The organism is Celeribacter halophilus (assembly GCF_018860305.1).
GTDB lineage: Bacteria > Pseudomonadota > Alphaproteobacteria > Rhodobacterales > Rhodobacteraceae > Celeribacter > Celeribacter halophilus_A.
Genome location: NZ_JAHKPE010000031.1, coordinates 430,785 through 446,025, shown reverse-complemented (window position 1 = coordinate 446,025; position 15,241 = coordinate 430,785). Strand labels below are relative to the sequence as shown.

16 protein-coding genes are annotated in these 15,241 nt (G+C 58.0%); 8 read left to right on the top strand and 8 right to left on the bottom strand.

The annotated features are described in order from the left end of the window. Positions 1 to 324: 324 nt before the first annotated feature. The 4 genes from KO492_RS14025 to KO492_RS14010 form a co-directional block, all read right to left on the bottom strand. Positions 325 to 951 carry a glycosyltransferase family 29 protein gene (locus KO492_RS14025; protein WP_216045524.1) on the bottom strand — a complete coding sequence of 209 codons (627 nt, stop codon included), beginning with the start codon at positions 949 to 951 and terminating at the stop codon, positions 325 to 327. A 31-nt stretch (positions 952 to 982) separates the two neighbouring features. Further along, entirely contained in the window at positions 983 to 1,705 is a 723-nt protein-coding gene (locus KO492_RS14020; RefSeq protein WP_216045523.1) for a glycosyltransferase family 29 protein, read from the bottom strand. 68 nt (positions 1,706 to 1,773) lie between these two features. After that, the gene (locus KO492_RS14015; protein WP_216045522.1) at positions 1,774 to 2,604 is read right to left on the bottom strand and encodes a capsular polysaccharide export protein, LipB/KpsS family; all 831 of its coding nucleotides are present in this window, start codon (positions 2,602 to 2,604) and stop codon (positions 1,774 to 1,776) included. A gap of 493 nt (positions 2,605 to 3,097) precedes the next feature. Continuing rightward, the gene (locus KO492_RS14010) at positions 3,098 to 4,141 is read right to left on the bottom strand and encodes a polysaccharide pyruvyl transferase family protein (RefSeq protein ID WP_216045521.1); all 1,044 of its coding nucleotides are present in this window, start codon (positions 4,139 to 4,141) and stop codon (positions 3,098 to 3,100) included. 234 nt (positions 4,142 to 4,375) lie between these two features. Here KO492_RS14010 and tig point away from each other — a divergent pair, with 234 nt between their 5' ends. After that, a complete protein-coding gene (tig, locus tag KO492_RS14005) occupies positions 4,376 to 5,704 on the top strand; it encodes a trigger factor (RefSeq protein ID WP_216045520.1) in 1,329 nt (442 codons plus the stop codon). A gap of 133 nt (positions 5,705 to 5,837) precedes the next feature. On the opposite strand, the gene KO492_RS14000 is transcribed toward tig, so the two are convergent. The 4 genes from KO492_RS14000 to rpsF form a co-directional block, all read right to left on the bottom strand. After that, positions 5,838 to 6,311: a lytic transglycosylase domain-containing protein gene (locus tag KO492_RS14000; RefSeq protein WP_216045519.1), complete on the bottom strand. Its 474-nt coding sequence runs from the start codon at positions 6,309 to 6,311 to the stop codon at positions 5,838 to 5,840. A gap of 169 nt (positions 6,312 to 6,480) precedes the next feature. Beyond that, positions 6,481 to 7,098 carry a 50S ribosomal protein L9 gene (gene rplI / locus KO492_RS13995; protein ID WP_216045518.1) on the bottom strand — a complete coding sequence of 206 codons (618 nt, stop codon included), beginning with the start codon at positions 7,096 to 7,098 and terminating at the stop codon, positions 6,481 to 6,483. A 12-nt stretch (positions 7,099 to 7,110) separates the two neighbouring features. After that, positions 7,111 to 7,338, bottom strand: a complete 228-nt coding sequence (gene rpsR, locus KO492_RS13990) for a 30S ribosomal protein S18 (RefSeq protein ID WP_005852865.1) — start codon at positions 7,336 to 7,338, stop codon at positions 7,111 to 7,113. 24 nt (positions 7,339 to 7,362) lie between these two features. Beyond that, entirely contained in the window at positions 7,363 to 7,719 is a 357-nt protein-coding gene (gene rpsF, locus KO492_RS13985; protein WP_066607571.1) for a 30S ribosomal protein S6, read from the bottom strand. 324 nt (positions 7,720 to 8,043) lie between these two features. On the opposite strand from rpsF, the gene KO492_RS13980 reads away from it, so the two are divergent. The 7 genes from KO492_RS13980 to KO492_RS13950 all read left to right on the top strand — a co-directional run bounded on the left by KO492_RS13980 (position 8,044) and on the right by KO492_RS13950 (position 15,095). Further along, positions 8,044 to 8,700, top strand: coding sequence for a hypothetical protein (locus tag KO492_RS13980; RefSeq protein WP_216045517.1), 657 nt, complete (start codon positions 8,044 to 8,046; stop codon positions 8,698 to 8,700). A 125-nt stretch (positions 8,701 to 8,825) separates the two neighbouring features. Next, on the top strand, positions 8,826 to 9,755 hold the full coding sequence (gene fabD, locus KO492_RS13975) for an ACP S-malonyltransferase (protein ID WP_216045516.1): 930 nt from the start codon (positions 8,826 to 8,828) through the stop codon (positions 9,753 to 9,755). 88 nt (positions 9,756 to 9,843) lie between these two features. Further along, positions 9,844 to 10,581: a 3-oxoacyl-[acyl-carrier-protein] reductase gene (gene fabG / locus KO492_RS13970; protein WP_216045515.1), complete on the top strand. Its 738-nt coding sequence runs from the start codon at positions 9,844 to 9,846 to the stop codon at positions 10,579 to 10,581. A 216-nt stretch (positions 10,582 to 10,797) separates the two neighbouring features. After that, positions 10,798 to 11,031, top strand: coding sequence for an acyl carrier protein (locus KO492_RS13965; protein ID WP_009571390.1), 234 nt, complete (start codon positions 10,798 to 10,800; stop codon positions 11,029 to 11,031). Positions 11,032 to 11,374: 343 nt separating this feature from the next. Further along, complete coding sequence (fabF, locus tag KO492_RS13960) at positions 11,375 to 12,637, top strand: beta-ketoacyl-ACP synthase II (protein WP_216045514.1); 1,263 nt, start codon at positions 11,375 to 11,377, stop codon at positions 12,635 to 12,637. Position 12,638: 1 nt separating this feature from the next. Continuing rightward, on the top strand, positions 12,639 to 13,817 hold the full coding sequence (gene mltG / locus KO492_RS13955) for an endolytic transglycosylase MltG (protein WP_216045513.1): 1,179 nt from the start codon (positions 12,639 to 12,641) through the stop codon (positions 13,815 to 13,817). Positions 13,818 to 13,904: 87 nt separating this feature from the next. Further along, positions 13,905 to 15,095 (top strand): hypothetical protein, encoded by a 1,191-nt coding sequence (locus tag KO492_RS13950; protein ID WP_216045512.1) that lies wholly within the window; start codon positions 13,905 to 13,907, stop codon positions 15,093 to 15,095. The last annotated feature ends 146 nt before the right edge of the window (positions 15,096 to 15,241 follow it).

The following is a 15,241-nucleotide window of genomic DNA, read 5'->3' as shown; positions in this document are numbered from 1 at the left end:
TGTGACCCCGATTGCGCCCGCCAGCGCGTCGGGGTTTTCTTTTTGTGAAAGCCTTTTTGTGTGTTTCGCAGATTCAGCTTTTGTGCACGAATGTTCCTGCGAAATTTTTCCTTTAACAATTTGATATTTAAAGAAATTCCTAAGTTTTAGGTTCTGGCGCCGCAAGGCGTGGGGGTTCAAGTCCCTCCACCCGCACCACTTTATTCCTTTGATATCAGATCAAAAACTCCCCGACAGAGGTTGTGGGGGCAACCACAATCGGTCTTTGGAGCGCAGGCGGCAATCTGAAATCGTTGATGCGCGGGGCCGCGTGCGTCGCACATATCAGGTCCGCAAAGAAAACCGCGTGTCCCTTGCGATAAGGTTTTCGACCATCTCTTTTTCGGCCGAGAAGTTATGTGGCACCTGATCTGCTGTGCGATTGCCGGAGAGGGAGAGGCTTGCGAAGAAATCGAACCCGTAGAGCGTCACCTTGGCGGCATTCGTTCTGCGAATAAGGTCGATTGTCTTGCACCCCACGGAAGAAGACGCGCCAAGCTTTGCCTTGAGCTCATCGTTGCGTTCAGGGCTGTTAAGGTAAAATTTTGAATAATTCACCATGCGCCAGTCAAGGCGTTTCCGATGGGCAGGCATCCACAACAGAAGGTCGGGATTTCGCGTCTGCAAAGTCTGTTTGGAAATGTGTTTGGCAACGGCCATCCAATCGGTCCGGTGTCCGTGTGAAAACGCCGCTATGATTGGTGCATTGTTGAGGCGGATGACAATGTCATGAGCTTCAATTTCCGCGCCGTAGTTCTGGGTTTCAAGGCTTCGCGCATTGCCAACGATGGCAACTGTTTTGCTTTCGAGCAGGGCATGTAGCGCATCTTCGGAAAGAGAAAGATGTGCGAGATACTGCTCTCCTTGAAGGGCCTTCCGGCACGAGAAAATGATCTGGGAAAGCCATGTCATGTGTTCACCACTTGTTTGTTGCACATCTCTCTTACCCCTCAATCCCGCTCTCCAACGCGTTTTTGACGCCCGCTCCTAAGGTGAGGTCACAGCCATGATCTGCGCTTGTGCGGAACAGGTCTTTTGCGGCGTCTTTTTCTCTGACCGGACGATGCGTCCACGCTTTCCCTTTACGGGCGTAGGCCTTCATCTTCGCAAGCGCGGAGGCATCATCGGAGATTTTGTCGTTGTATCCGGGGATGTAGGCTGTCTGGAAAAAGGTAAATCCGGCGACGTGCAGTCTTGAGAGCTTTTGTTCACAGAGCAGGGCCAGAATGGCAAAGCCGGTGCTGGGCCGCGCGCCGTTGAGGTGTTTTGAGGTGCGTTTGACGCGGTTGGGGGGAATGATAAAGACGTTCGGGCGGGTCTTATAGGATCTGATGTGCAGGATATGCCGGATCACACGGTGAAAGTCGCGCCATTTCCCCCAGATCAGAACCACATTTTCAACGCCCGAGGCCTTGAGCCGCTCTTCTGTATAGTGTCCGGCCAGTTCGCCAGGGCGGTTCCCGACGATGTTGCGCACATAGGTGTCGAAACCGTCAAGCGGCCCGTCTTCGAGCGCCACCGGAGTTTCGATGGCACGGTTGATACAGATGACATGATCGAATTCCGAGACGGACACCTCCGCCATATCCGAAGGCGCGGAAGAGGCAGGTCCGATCAGACAGACCTTTTTCTGCGCAAAGTCGGGTGGTGAAAAGTGAAAATACATGTGGCGTTTATCCTTTTCGGAAGTCGGCGCGCGGCCAAAGCATCGGGAAGCCATTTGGGGGCAGGGGCCTAGAGCGTGGCCAGAATAGCATCCCTGTCCCGATCCCTCTGCCGGACCTGTTCAGGGCCATAGGTTCCGTCGAGCACGTCCTGCTCCATAGGGTAGTAGTCCTCGCACAGGTAACTCATAAACGCATTGCGCAAGTCCTGACTGAATGTGAGGTCTTCCGGCTTTGTCAGGATGTCAGCGAGGTCGGACGGGCCGTGCACTTTCGTGGCCAGTTTGTCGAAACAGTAGAAGGCCTGTCCCAGCACAATGACGGGCTTGTTGAAGAAAAAGGCTTGTAGTCCGACCGAGGAATTGACGTTTAACACGGCATGGGAAAGCGCGATCTGGTCCATCGTATTGGTGACATTGTCGACGCGAAACTTGTCGCTTTCCAGTGCGGAGAGTTTGTCAAAGAAGGAGATTTTCGAGGAGGGGTGTTCCTTGATCCTCAAATGCCAACCGTCGGGCAGGTGCAGGCTCGCCGCCTTGAGGTGATCAATCATCTCCTCGACCGATTTGATCCAGTCGCCATAAATCGTGATCTGGCTGTCGCGGGGCACTTGCAGCGGGCAAAAGATGAACCGTTCCTGCGCCAGTTCGGAGGGGGCCTCTTCGGAGCGGATGTCATCACGTTTGTCGGCCGGGCGCGGGACAATCTGTCTGCCAACTTCGCGCCACGCCTCCGGATCGAGCCCGCGGGTTTTGAGCCAAGCTGTGTAAAAAGCCGGATTTCGCGGAAGGGAGCTTCCGAAATTGACTCCGCTTCTGTCGATCGTGAGCCGCTTGGGGAGCGGGGCCTCCTCGAAATAGAACACCTCCCGCCCGAGCTCGCGCGCGGCGTGAACGAGCAAGCTTCGGCGTCCCTTAATACCGTTCCAGATGACGAGAGTGGCAGAAGGATGTCGCTTGAGAAGAGACATATAGCCTCGGTATTTTTGGGTGAGAGAAAGATGTTTAATTGCTTGTCCGAGGCGGCTATTTCTAGGCTTTCCAACCGAATTGGCCGCCTTGTTTAATGCATCGAATGAGGGAGAGGCGCCGGTAAGCCAGAAAACGGTTTCTTTTAGTTTGCTCCCGTGAGACTTGGATTGCCCCAAGTCGATTGAAGTTTCAGGGGCGGTGAAGGCTCGTAATATTGTTGAAATGCGCGGATTCTTAGGCAGATAAACAAGGAAACTTGTATTTTTAGACATATCGCTTCCCTTTAATCGTAACCTGCTGAACGCAGGGGCGCGAAAGTTCGGAGTGTTCTGAAGGGTCTAAAGCGTTCTGTGGAAAAACTGAATCAAAAAATTCGTGTGCGGGTGAGTGTTACGGGTGTCCGCCGAGGCTACGAACCGCCGGCTACCGGAGCGTGGAAGCTAGGCTTTTGAACAATCCTGCCAGAGCGGTCCTGCCATGAGAAAGATAGGCGTCTATGGCGGCAAGTTCGTCTTCGGAGTAATCGTAACCCTGCGCTACTTCACGGAAATAGTCAGGCAAATCCGCCTGCTTCAAAGGCCGGACGCGTTCTGTGGACGCGAAAATATCAGTGAGAACGGCCGATATTTTGGGTGTGTTCGATTCAATTGCCAATACCGGTGTTCTGGTCGCAATTGCCAATGTGGTTGTGTGAAATCTGCCGGTCAGGACGGTTTCAGACGATCTGAGGCGATCCAGAAACCTGTCGAATTCCATATTCGTCGCCAATTCATGATAAAAGGGTGGCCTGGGATCCAGTTTTTTGAGCAGATTTTTGAATTCCCGCGAGATTTTTTTAAGGATCATGCCGAACTGCGAACGTGCTCCGGGCGCGTTTTTCATGACTTCAAAGTGAAACTCATAATCGTTTGCGAGTTTCGAAAGTGCTTTGGTCGTGTTTTTGAAAACCGAGTCCGTTACGAAAACGCCAGATCGGCTGTTTGGCAATCCGGTTGGGGGCACCGAAAAGAAAGAGAAATCCGGCACCAGCGTGGAGGCGAGGCCATGTTCGCGTAGATAGGTTTGACTTTTGCTTTCGCGTGTCGAGATGATGTCAAATGCAGACAGATTCCGAAAGGCTTGCTCGTCAAGATCGTAAAATGAAGCGTTGACGATGACGGACGGTATCTTCAACACCTCACGGCAAAACGGGCCGAGTTCTGTGAGAAACTTTGCGCGTTCCCGTGTCGCGGTGTTATGAATGCTGCCCTCGCCATTGACGATCAAACCGTCAATATCCCAAGACTTTATTTGATCTTTGTATTGCCGCCAGTCATGCGAGCAGGGCCAAAAGATCACTGGCTCGATATTCTGGCGTCGCAATTGTTCAACCAATACGCTCATAACAGCAAAACAGCCGTAATGCCCGCCCGGTGACGTGTCATTGAAAATCGCCACGCGCTTGGGGCGTTGTGAGCTCTGGGTCATGCTGCTTATCCGTTCTGCTATAGCGTGTGATCTCATTCTTTGAGCGAAATTTCAATCATGGAGGTGGGGTTTGCCGTTTGCGCCCCGCTTCGCCCGCGTGTGGATGCGGAGAATGGCCGGACAGGGGCGGATTCGCCTTGCGCGGCAGGGATTCTGCCCCTAGAACGTCCCTGATTTACAGGGTCGCGGTCCAGCGGCCTGTTGAGACGTAAGAACGTAATAAAGGACGCCAAGATGCAGGTCACCGAGACCCTGAACGAAGGTCTGAAGCGCGGCTATCAGATCACCATCACCGCCGCCGAGCTTGACGAAAAAGTCAATGCCAAGCTCAAGGAGGCCCAGCCCGAAGTCGAAATGAAGGGTTTCCGTAAAGGCAAAGTGCCGATGGCGCTCCTTAAGAAACAATTCGGACCGCGCGTTCTGGGCGAAGCCATGCAGGAAGCTGTCGATGGCGCGATGAACGAGCATTTCGAGAAGACCGGCGACAAACCTGCGCTGCAACCCGAAGTGAAAATGGACGCTGGCGAAGAGTGGAAAGAGGGCGACGATGTGGTCGTCACCATGACCTATGAAGCCCTGCCGCAGATCCCCGAAGCCGATCTGTCCTCCGTGACGCTCGAAAAGCTGGTGGTGAAAGCCTCTGCTGACGAGATCGAAGACGCTTTGAAAAACCTCGCGGCCACCGCGCAGAACTTCGAAGACAAAGACGGTGCTGCCGAAGATGGCGATCAGGTTGTGATCGACTTCCTCGGTAAAGTCGACGGCGAAGCCTTCGACGGTGGTGCTGCCGAAGATTACCCGCTCGTTCTGGGCTCAGGTTCTTTCATTCCGGGCTTTGAAGAGCAGCTCGTGGGCGTGAAAGCCGGCGACGAGAAAAACGTCGAAGTCAAATTCCCCGAGGAATACGGCGCAGAGAACCTTGCAGGCAAAGACGCTGTCTTCGAATGCAAGATCAAAGCGGTGAAAGCGCCTGCCGATGCTGAAATCGACGACGAGCTGGCCAAGAAATTCGGTGCCGAAGACCTCGCCGCGCTGAAATCCCAGATCGCTGAACGTCTCGAAGCCGAATATGCCGGTGCTGCCCGCGCTGTGATGAAACGCGGTCTTCTCGACCAGCTGGATGGCAAAGTCTCCTTCGACCTGCCGCCGAGCCTCGTTGAAGCCGAAGCCAAACAGATCGCGCATCAGCTGTGGCATGAGGAAAACCCGAATGTCGAAGGCCACGATCACCCTGAAATCGAAGTGACCGACGAGCACAACACGCTGGCCGAACGCCGCGTGCGCCTCGGTCTCCTGCTGGCCGACATCGGTCAGAAGCAAGAGATTCAGGTCACCGATGCCGAGTTCACCCAAGCGGTCATGACGCAAGCGCGTCAATACCCGGGGCAAGAGCGCCAGTTCTTTGAATTCGTTCAGCAAAACCCGCAAATGCGTCAGCAGATCCAAGCGCCGCTGTTCGAAGACAAAGTGGTTGATTACATCGCTGAAAATGCTCAACTGACCGAAAAAGAGGTCACGAAAGAAGAGCTGGAAAAAGCTGTCGAAAGCCTCGACGACGAATAAGTGCCGAAGCGGCGGGTCTTTCAGGTCTGCCGCTTACGGTCTCGCCAAAGAGCGAGGGGCAGAAGGCCGCTCCAGTGATGGGGCGGCCTTTTCTGTGAGTGATTTTGAGGGGGGCAGAGGGGCGCGTAACGCCTTAGCTGCGCAGACCGGTCTCGTACAACAGGCCCTTTTTCTTGGCCTCGTAATAATAGCCCCGCGCATACCAGCGCATCGCCTCGTCAATGTCCCCATCGGCCACGATATACGCCCCGCGCAGGTATTTCCCCGCGTATTTCAGGTTCACATCCGGATCCAGAAGCTCCTCTGCCGGACCGCGATGCCCCATTGTGCGCGCGGTTTGCGGCAGGATTTGCAACAAGCCCCAATAAGGCCCATTGCGCGCCCAAGGGCGGTGGGTGCTTTCGCGCACCGCCTGACGGTGGATCAGCTCGCGCGGAATCTCGTAGTGGTCCGCCCATTTGTTGATAAGCGCGCGCAGTTCCGGCGTTTCATTGGGATAGAGCGGCGGGTTGAAGCCCCGCGAGGTCTCGGGCTTTTTTGCACCACAAGCGGTGAGGCTCAGAGCCGACAGGGAAGACAGCAGGAACATGCGACGGGACAGGGACATAGGGGGCACTCGTATGATTTCGATCCAAAGATATTCACCACGCAGCGCACGGTTTGCCAAGCCTGTCCTCGGAATTGGGCGGAATTCCGCGTCTCCTTTGTGCCATAAATACTCATAAAAAAGCCCCGCCGCGAGGGCAGGGCTTTCGATATATTCAAAGCAGGGAAGATTACTCTTCGCTGGCATCTTCCGGCGTGTCGACCACTTCGGCCAGATCTTCGTCGTCGGAGGCCGCGGACCCGATATCGTCGAAGAGTTCGGCGATTTCGAATTCGGCTTGTGCTTCGGCTTCTGCGGCAAGTTCCTGAATGGATTTGCCTTCGGCCTGAAGCTCGGCTTCCTCGGTGGAACGGGCCACGTTGAGGATGATCGTTGCTTCGACTTCCGGGTGCAGCAGGACATGCACTTCGTGCAGACCGAGGTCTTTGATCGGCGCTTTCAGGGCAACCTGCTTGCGATCCACGGAGAAGCCGTTTTCGGTAGCGGCATCTGCGGCGTCACGGGTGGTGACGGAACCGTAGAGCGCACCGGAATCGGATGCGGAACGAATCACAACGAATTGCTCGCCGTCCAGTTTCACAGCCAGAGCTTCGGCCTCTTTTTTGGTTTCGAGGTTGCGAGCTTCAAGCTGTGCTTTTTGCGCTTCGAAAGCTTTGATGTTTGCCTCGGAGGCACGCAGCGCTTTTTCCTGCGGCAGCAGGAAGTTGCGTGCGTAACCGTCTTTGACGGAAACAACATCGCCCATTTGGCCCAGTTTGGCCACGCGTTCGAGAAGGATAACGTCCATTGGATTTACTCCTTACTTAACGGCGTAGGGCAGCAGGGCGAGGAAACGGGCACGTTTGATGGCGCGAGCCAGCTCACGCTGTTTCTTCGCAGAGACTGCGGTGATACGGGACGGAACGATTTTGCCGCGCTCGGAGATGTAGCGCTGCAGAAGACGGGTGTCTTTGTAATCGATCGCGGGTGCATTGTCGCCGGAGAACGGGCAGACTTTGCGGCGGCGGAAAAACGGTTTAGCGGCCATGTGTTAGGTCCTTTCCAAACAAGATCAGTTGCGACGCGGACGGCGGTCTTCGCGCTCGTCACGTTTTTGCATCTGCACGGAGGGACCTTCGGCGTGTTCGTCGACCTTGATGGTCAGAACGCGCATCACGTCGTCATGCAGGCGCATCAGGCGTTCCATTTCCTGCACGGCACCCGACGGAGCGTCGGTGCGCAGGAAGGCGTAGTGGCCCTTGCGGTTTTTGTTGATCTTGTAGGCCATCGTTTTGACGCCCCAGTACTCGCTATCGACGAGTTTGCCGCCGTTGTCGGCGAGGACGGTGCCAAAATGTTCGATGAGACCTTCGGCCTGCGCGTTGGACAGATCCTGACGCGCAATGAAGACATGCTCGTAAAGCGGCATGGGTGCTCCAGTTCATTTCAAGCGCATTTCATAGGACGGGCAATTCGGCCTTTCGCGGCCCGACCACGAGAGACTGCGCGGTTCATAAGTGTCTTGCGAAAGGATGTGCCCTTATACGCATCTGTGCTTTTGGTTCAAGCCCCAAATCCCCGACTGGTTACCAGACGGTGAACGCGGCCCGCGCGGGGCGCAAGAGGGGAGGCGAGAGCTAAAATGTGCATTGCAAAATGCCTTCGTCCAAAAATTCCGTCACAGAGCCATATTCCCGCCCAGATTAACCAAGATGAAAGCCTCAGGATGAGACGAATATAAGGAGAGAAGACAATGCCCTTGTCTTCCGATCTGGAGTCGCATGCGCGCGGGACGCCGCTGCGCGGGCGCAATACCATCGCGCGGAACGAAACCGGCTGGGGCTATTGTCTCATGCGCGGTGACGGGGCGGGTAAGGCTTGCGCCCGCATCGAGCTTGCTCTGCGCTGGTTGTCTTTCCTGTGTTTTCTGCTCATGGCGGGGCTGTGGCTCTGGCCCGGCTCCAGTTTCGCGCCCGGTCTTCTGGGGATCAAGCTGGGCCTGTCGATTGTTCTGGGTGGTGCGGGGCTGGCGCTCGGGCATTTTCCCGAGCGGGGATTGCGCCGCGAAGTCCAGATCGACCAGAAACGTAAACAGTTGCGGATCGTTTGGCGCAACCGTCATGGTCAGACGCGGTTGCACACGGTCATCGGCTTTGACGAAATCGGGTCGATCTTTCTGCGCCGGAGCCAGACACCCGTCCGCAAAACCCATATGGACCTGCGTTTCGGGGCGCGGGGGGAGATCGTGACGTTGTTCGAGGGGGAAGAATCTGTCTTGCGCGAGCTGTGGCGGGATCTCCATGTGGATTTGCACGCGGACGAGCTTGCCCCCGCCCCAAAGCCGTTTGCCCGCACGGGGGAGGCCGCGCCGAAATCCTCGCTCAAGGTTCTGCCGCGCGCCCTGCGCTAAGGAGGCTGCGTGGTCGTGCGGCTGTCCCTCCCCGTCGCGCCTTTCGCGCAGGTCAGGCTTGCCGCTTGCGCGCGGGACCGTTAGACCGTCCCAGATAGACAGATATATGATGTGGAGGGGCGAGCATGACGCGCGCATTCGTTTTCCCGGGGCAGGGCGCCCAGACCATTGGGATGGGCAAGGCGCTGGCCGAAGCCTACCCTGCGGCCAAGGCCGTGTTTGACGAAGTTGATGAAGCGCTTGGCGAAAGCCTGTCCGCGCTGATCTGGGAGGGCGAGGTCGAGGCGCTGACGCTCACCCAAAACGCCCAGCCTGCGCTGATGGCGACCTCTCTGGCCGCAATGCGGGCGCTTGAGGCAGAGGGATTCGCGGTCACGGACGCGGCTTTTGTGGCTGGACACAGCTTGGGCGAATATTCCGCACTGGCCGCAGCCGGGGCCTTGAGCATCTCTGACACGGCCCGCCTGTTGCGCACCCGTGGCGAAGCGATGCAAAAAGCCGTGCCCGTTGGTGTCGGCGCAATGGCTGCGCTTTTGGGGCTGGATTTTGCGACTGTGACAGAGGTGGCCAAAGAGGCCGCACAAGGTCAGGTCTGCCAAGCCGCCAATGACAATGATCCCGGTCAGGTTGTGGTCTCCGGCCACAAGGAAGCCGTGGAGCGTGCCGTCGAGATTGCCAAGGCGCGCGGCGCGAAACGCGCTGTGATCCTGCCGGTCTCCGCCCCGTTCCATTGTGCCTTGATGGCTCCCGCGGCGGATGTGATGGCCGAGGCGCTGGACGATGTGGAAATCACCGCGCCGGTCGTGCCGCTGGTCGCCAATGTGCGTGCGAGTGCTGTGACCGATCCGGCGCTGATCCGATCTTTGCTGGTGGAACAGGTGACCGGCTCTGTGCGCTGGCGCGAATCCGTGGGGTTCATGGCGGAACAGGGCGTCACGGAAATCTGGGAAATCGGCGCGGGCAAGGCGCTCTCGGGCATGGTGCGTCGCATCGAACGTTCGATTGCCTGCACCGCGATCGGCACGCCGGACGACATCGCAAAACTGAAAGGGTAAGGGCTCAGCCCTCGTCGTGCCCGACACCGGCGCGGCTCACCCGTATATCTAGAGACAAAGAAGCGCGAGGCTTCAGGAGAGAGTGGAAATGTTTGATCTGACTGGGAAAAATGCACTGATCACAGGCGCGTCCGGCGGTATTGGCGGAGCGATTGCCAAGGCGCTTTACGAGGCAGGTGCCACCGTGGGCCTGTCCGGCACACGGGTGGAGCCTTTGGAGGCGCTGGCCGCAGTGCTTGGCGAACGCGCCCATGTGCTGCCCTGCAACCTGTCTGACAAAGAGGCGGTCGAGGCGTTGCCGAAACAGGCCGCCGAGGCGATGGGTTCGGTCGATATTCTGGTGAACAACGCCGGTATCACCCGCGACAACCTGTTCATGCGTATGTCGGATGACGAGTGGGAGAGCGTGCTCAACGTGAACCTGACCTCGACGATGAAGCTTTGCAAGGGTGTGATGCGTGGCATGATGAAGGCTCGCTGGGGCCGGATCGTGAATATTTCTTCCATCGTTGGCGCAACGGGCAATCCGGGGCAGGCCAATTATGCCGCCTCCAAAGCAGGCATGGTCGGCATGTCCAAGTCGCTGGCCTATGAGGTCGCGACTCGCGGCATCACGGTGAACTGCGTGGCGCCGGGCTTTATCGCCACGGCCATGACAGACAAGCTGACCGACGAGCAAAAAGACAAGATCAACGTGCAAATTCCGACCGGACGCATGGGCACGCCGGAGGAAATTGCGGCGGCTGTGGTGTATCTGGCCTCAAGCGAGGCAGGCTATACAACCGGAACGACCTTGCATGTGAACGGCGGAATGGCCATGCTCTGAGCACAACCCTGCTTTTCCGGCATGGCATCACAAAGCATTTGCCACCGGAGAGGATTGTGCTATGAGCAGCGCAGATTGAGCACGGGCGCTTTTGCGCCTGTGTGGCATGACGGCAGACGGGGTTGTAACGAGCCGGTCGCGACGTCATGTAAATTGAGTGGTCCGAGCGGCCAGAGCTAAAAGTGGGCAACGGGCCCCAAACTGTGAGGAAAGAATATGAGCGACATCGCAGATCGCGTGAAAAAGATCGTTGTCGAGCACCTCGACGTTGAAGAAGATAAAGTGACGGAAACCGCGTCCTTCATCGACGATCTGGGCGCTGACAGCCTCGACACCGTTGAGCTGGTCATGGCCTTCGAAGAAGAGTTCGGCATCGAAATTCCCGATGACGCAGCCGAGACCATCCAGACCTTTGGCGATGCGGTGAAGTTCATCACCGAAGCTTCCTGATCCCGTTTCGGCGGGCCATTGCGGCGCGCTGGTGATCAGAGTTAAGAATTTCTAACGGCGCTGCCTTCGGGCGGCGCTGTTTTTTTGTCGGCTTCCGTGTCAGATGGGCACTGCGTCGGATTGTCTTCGGGCGATGCATTCGGGCGGGGAGGGCACGCATGTCGTGGCACCTCATGGATGGCCAGCGGCGTGATCTTGGTAAAATCGACGGTTCGTATTGAAATTGGGGGAAACCTCAATATCTGGTGACCAATCGCCGATTTGAACGCAAGCAGGCGTCTCGGCCTTCCATCGCGGGACGGAGCCGTGTAAGGAAAAGCAGACGAAAATTGAGGGGGCACGGATGCGCCGAGTAGTTGTCACTGGACTTGGAATGGTTTCGCCGCTGGCTTGCGGCGTCGAGGAAACATGGAAACGTCTTCTGGACGGTCAGTCGGCTGGTGGAACGATCCAGCGCTTTGACGCGGACCATCTGGCCACGAATTATGCCTGCGAAGTGCCGCGTGGCGACGGGACCGACGGGACGTTCAACCCCGACGACTGGATGCCGAAGAAAGAGCAGAAGAAAGTCGATGACTTCATTCTCTTTGGTATGGCAGCCGCCGATCAGGCGCTGACCGATGCCGACTGGAAACCCGAAGACGAGGAAGACCGTCTGCGCACCGGTGTGCTGATCGGCTCCGGTATCGGCGGGTTGTCCTCCATCGCGGAAGCGGCGGTGCTTTTGAAAGAAAAAGGCCCGCGCCGGATTTCGCCCTTCTTCATTCCCGGCTCCCTGATCAACCTGATCTCCGGTCAGGTTTCGATCCGCTACGGGTTCAAAGGCCCCAATCACGCGGTTGTGACAGCCTGTTCTACCGGAGCGCACGCGATCGGGGACGCCTCGCGTCTGATCGGGTTCGGCGATGCCGATGTCATGGTGGCCGGCGGTGCGGAAGCGGCGATTTGCGAATTGGGCATTGCCGGTTTCAACGCCTGTAAGGCGCTTTCGACGAAACGCCGGGACGACCCGAGCCACGCCTCGCGCCCCTATGACGAGGACCGCGACGGTTTCGTGATGGGCGAGGGGGCCGGTGTGGTCGTGCTCGAAGAATACGAACATGCCAAGGCGCGCGGTGCCAAGATCTATGCCGAGGTTGTCGGCTACGGTCTGTCGGGCGATGCCTATCACATCACCGCGCCTTCCTCGGATGGCGAAGGCGGCTATCGTGCGATGGAAGCGGCGCTCAACCGTGCCGGTCTTGAGCCGAAAGACGTGGATTACATCAACGCCCATGGCACCTCGACTATGGCCGACACGATCGAACTGGCCGCTGTCGAACGCCTCATGGGGGATGCGGCCTCCAAAGCCACAATGTCTTCGACAAAATCCTCCATCGGGCACCTACTGGGCGCAGCAGGGGCGGTTGAAGCGATTTTCTGTGTGCTGGCGATCCGCGATCAGGTCGCTCCGCCGACGATCAACCTCGACAAGCCTGCCGTGGAGCCGGTCCTTGATCTGGCCCCCAATGCCAAACGCGAGCGCGAGATCAATGTGGCCCTGTCGAATTCCTTCGGCTTCGGCGGCACCAATGCCTCTCTGGTTCTGAAAAAGGTGGACGGCTGATATGTGGCGATCCATCGCCTCGAACGCGCTGACCCTGTTCATCGTCGCCCTCGTCGCATTGGCGGGGGTGATTGCTTGGGGCAAGCGCGAGTTTACCGCGCAAGGGCCGCTGGAACAGGCGGTCTGCCTGCGTGTGCCATCGGGCTCGACCATGCGGCGCGTGTCGCAGAACCTCGCTGATATGGGCGCGGTCTCCAGTGCGCAGATTTTCCGCATAGGTGCAGATTATACCGATAAATCCCAAGAGCTTAAGGCAGGGTCTTTCCTTGTGGAAGAGGGCGCGTCGATGGCGGAGATCATTGACCAGATCACCCGAGGCGGGGCGTCGACCTGTGGCACGGAAGTGGTTTACCGTATCGGTGTGAACCGTGCCGAGGTTCAGGTGCGCGAGCTTGATCCGGCCACTGGTAGCTATATCGAAACCGCCGAGTTCGATCCGCTTGCCGAAGGTGACGAGACGCTGACACCGCCGGAAGAATACACCAAGGTGCGCGCCGAGGCCGACACCCGCTACCGCGTTCTTGTGGCCGAGGGCACGACCGTCTGGCGTGTGGTTGAAAGCCTGAAAGCGGCGGATTTCCTCACCGGCTCCATCGAGGCTGACGAGACGCCTGCCGAGGGCATGTTGGCCCCCGACAGCTACGAAGTGCGCAGCGGCTCTGATGTGGACGATCTCATCGCCCGCATGGAAGAGGCGCAGCAAGAGCGGATCGAGATGGTCTGGGCCGAACGTGTCGAGGGCCTGCCCTTTGATACGCCGGAAGAGATGCTCATCATGGCGTCGATCATCGAGAAAGAGACCGGCCTGCCGGAAGAGCGCCGTCAGGTGGCCTCTGTCTTCGAGAACCGTTTGAAACGCGGTATGCGGCTTCAGACCGACCCGACGGTGATCTACGGCGTGACCAACGGTGTCGGCGTTCTGGGCCGCGGCCTGCGCCAGTCGGAACTGCAATCGGACAGCCCCTACAACACCTATGTGATCGAGGGCATGCCTCCGGGACCGATTGCCAATCCGGGGCTTGAGGCGATGCGCGCGGCGGTGAACCCCGACGAAACGCCTTACATCTTCTTCGTGGCCGATGGCACGGGCGGACATGCGTTTGCCGAGACCTTGGTGGAACATAACGCCAATGTCGCCAAATGGCGCGAGATCGAGGCGCAGCAACGTGCCAATGATTGAGGCGGTGCAGTAAAGCGCCGTGTAAGGCACTGAGAAATATTGGCAAAGGCGCGACAAGCATCGCGCCTTTTGCTTTGGAGACCCGAGTTGGAAAACACCGTCATCATCGCCGCCTCAGTTGCGGTGGCTGCCCTTCTGATGTGGCCCCGTCTGGCACGCGCCAAACTGTGGAGGGCGACGGTGACCCCGCTGGCCTCGATCATCGGTTCGGGCTTTCTGGTGTTGGGCCCCATACTGGCGGAGTCCTATGGCGCATGGACCCCGCTGGCGATGGCGCTGCTTTGCGCATTGTCCTATGCAATCGGCATGGCGGTGCGCTTCAATATCACCGCCATCGACCGGCACGGCCACGACCTGCGCTCGGCGCGGCTGGAGACCGTGGCCTCATGGCTGCTGTCCTTGGCCTATGTGATCTCCGTTGCCTATTACCTCAACCTTCTGGGCGCCTTTGCCGTGAGCCTGACGCCTTGGGACACGGAACTGGCCGCGCGTTGGGTGACAACGGCGGTGTTTCTGGTGATTCTCGGCGTCGGCTGGATCAAGGGCTTCGCGGCGCTGGAACATCTCGAACAGATTTCGGTCGGTTTGAAACTCGCGATCATCGCGGGGCTTCTGGTCGGGCTGGCATGGTTCTTTTCGGATCAGTCACAGAGCGGCGCTTTGGTCATCTCCGCGCCCGCGCTGACGGGCTGGCCCGCCTTGAGCCTGTTGTTCGGTCTTCTGGTCACGGTGCAAGGCTTTGAAACCTCGCGTTATCTGGGCGACGATTATGACGCGGCCACCCGTGTGCACTCCATGAAACTCGCGCAATGGATCTCTACGGCGATCTATATGGTCTATGTGGTGCTGGTGGCCTATGTCTTCCTGCCAGATCAGATCGAAACCTCGGAAACCGCGATCATCGACATGATGGAACTGGTCACGCCGATTCTGCCCCTGATGCTGGTGATCGCAGCACTGGCGGCCCAGTTTTCCGCTGCCGTGGCCGATACCTCCGGTGCGGGCGGGCTGGTCGAAGAACTGACCCGTCAGCGTGTGCCGGTGAAAATCGGCTATGCGGTGCTGGTGCTGCTAGGGCTCTTGATCACATGGGCGCTGGATGTGTTTCAGATCATCTCATGGGCGTCCAAGGCTTTCGCCGCCTATTACACGGTGCAGGGGATGATCGCCGTGGTGCTGGCGCAGCGCGAAGGCAAAAGCCGCAGCCTTGTTACCGCCTTCGCCGCCGTGAGCTTAATGGCGGCATCCGTGACCCTGTTCGGCTCCGCCGTCGAGTGAGACCAAACACATTGCCCGCTAATTCAACGCAGGCGGCTTTCCGATGTGAAAATACTCCCGCCGGAGGCGTTTGGTCCTCCTCGGCCCGGACACCCCTTTCGCCCCCTTGTGCCGCCAGTGGGTGTAAAACCTCCTGCGACATCAAA

Excerpts from the sequence above, each read along its gene's own strand:
- rpsR (WP_005852865.1), bottom strand. The coding sequence starts at position 7,338 with ATGGCCGCTAAACCGTTTTTCCGCCGCCGCAAAGTCTGCCCGTTCTCC.
- KO492_RS13965 (WP_009571390.1), top strand. The coding sequence starts at position 10,798 with ATGAGCGACATCGCAGATCGCGTGAAAAAGATCGTTGTCGAGCACCTC.
- KO492_RS13980 (WP_216045517.1), top strand. The coding sequence starts at position 8,044 with ATGCCCTTGTCTTCCGATCTGGAGTCGCATGCGCGCGGGACGCCGCTG.
- KO492_RS14010 (WP_216045521.1), bottom strand. The coding sequence starts at position 4,141 with ATGACCCAGAGCTCACAACGCCCCAAGCGCGTGGCGATTTTCAATGAC.
- rpsF (WP_066607571.1), bottom strand. The coding sequence starts at position 7,719 with ATGCCGCTTTACGAGCATGTCTTCATTGCGCGTCAGGATCTGTCCAAC.
- KO492_RS14020 (WP_216045523.1), bottom strand. The coding sequence starts at position 1,705 with ATGTATTTTCACTTTTCACCACCCGACTTTGCGCAGAAAAAGGTCTGT.
- KO492_RS14025 (WP_216045524.1), bottom strand. The coding sequence starts at position 951 with ATGACATGGCTTTCCCAGATCATTTTCTCGTGCCGGAAGGCCCTTCAA.
- rplI (WP_216045518.1), bottom strand. The coding sequence starts at position 7,098 with ATGGACGTTATCCTTCTCGAACGCGTGGCCAAACTGGGCCAAATGGGC.
- mltG (WP_216045513.1), top strand. The coding sequence starts at position 12,639 with ATGTGGCGATCCATCGCCTCGAACGCGCTGACCCTGTTCATCGTCGCC.
- KO492_RS14000 (WP_216045519.1), bottom strand. The coding sequence starts at position 6,311 with ATGTCCCTGTCCCGTCGCATGTTCCTGCTGTCTTCCCTGTCGGCTCTG.
- tig (WP_216045520.1), top strand. The coding sequence starts at position 4,376 with ATGCAGGTCACCGAGACCCTGAACGAAGGTCTGAAGCGCGGCTATCAG.
- fabG (WP_216045515.1), top strand. The coding sequence starts at position 9,844 with ATGTTTGATCTGACTGGGAAAAATGCACTGATCACAGGCGCGTCCGGC.
- fabF (WP_216045514.1), top strand. The coding sequence starts at position 11,375 with ATGCGCCGAGTAGTTGTCACTGGACTTGGAATGGTTTCGCCGCTGGCT.
- fabD (WP_216045516.1), top strand. The coding sequence starts at position 8,826 with ATGACGCGCGCATTCGTTTTCCCGGGGCAGGGCGCCCAGACCATTGGG.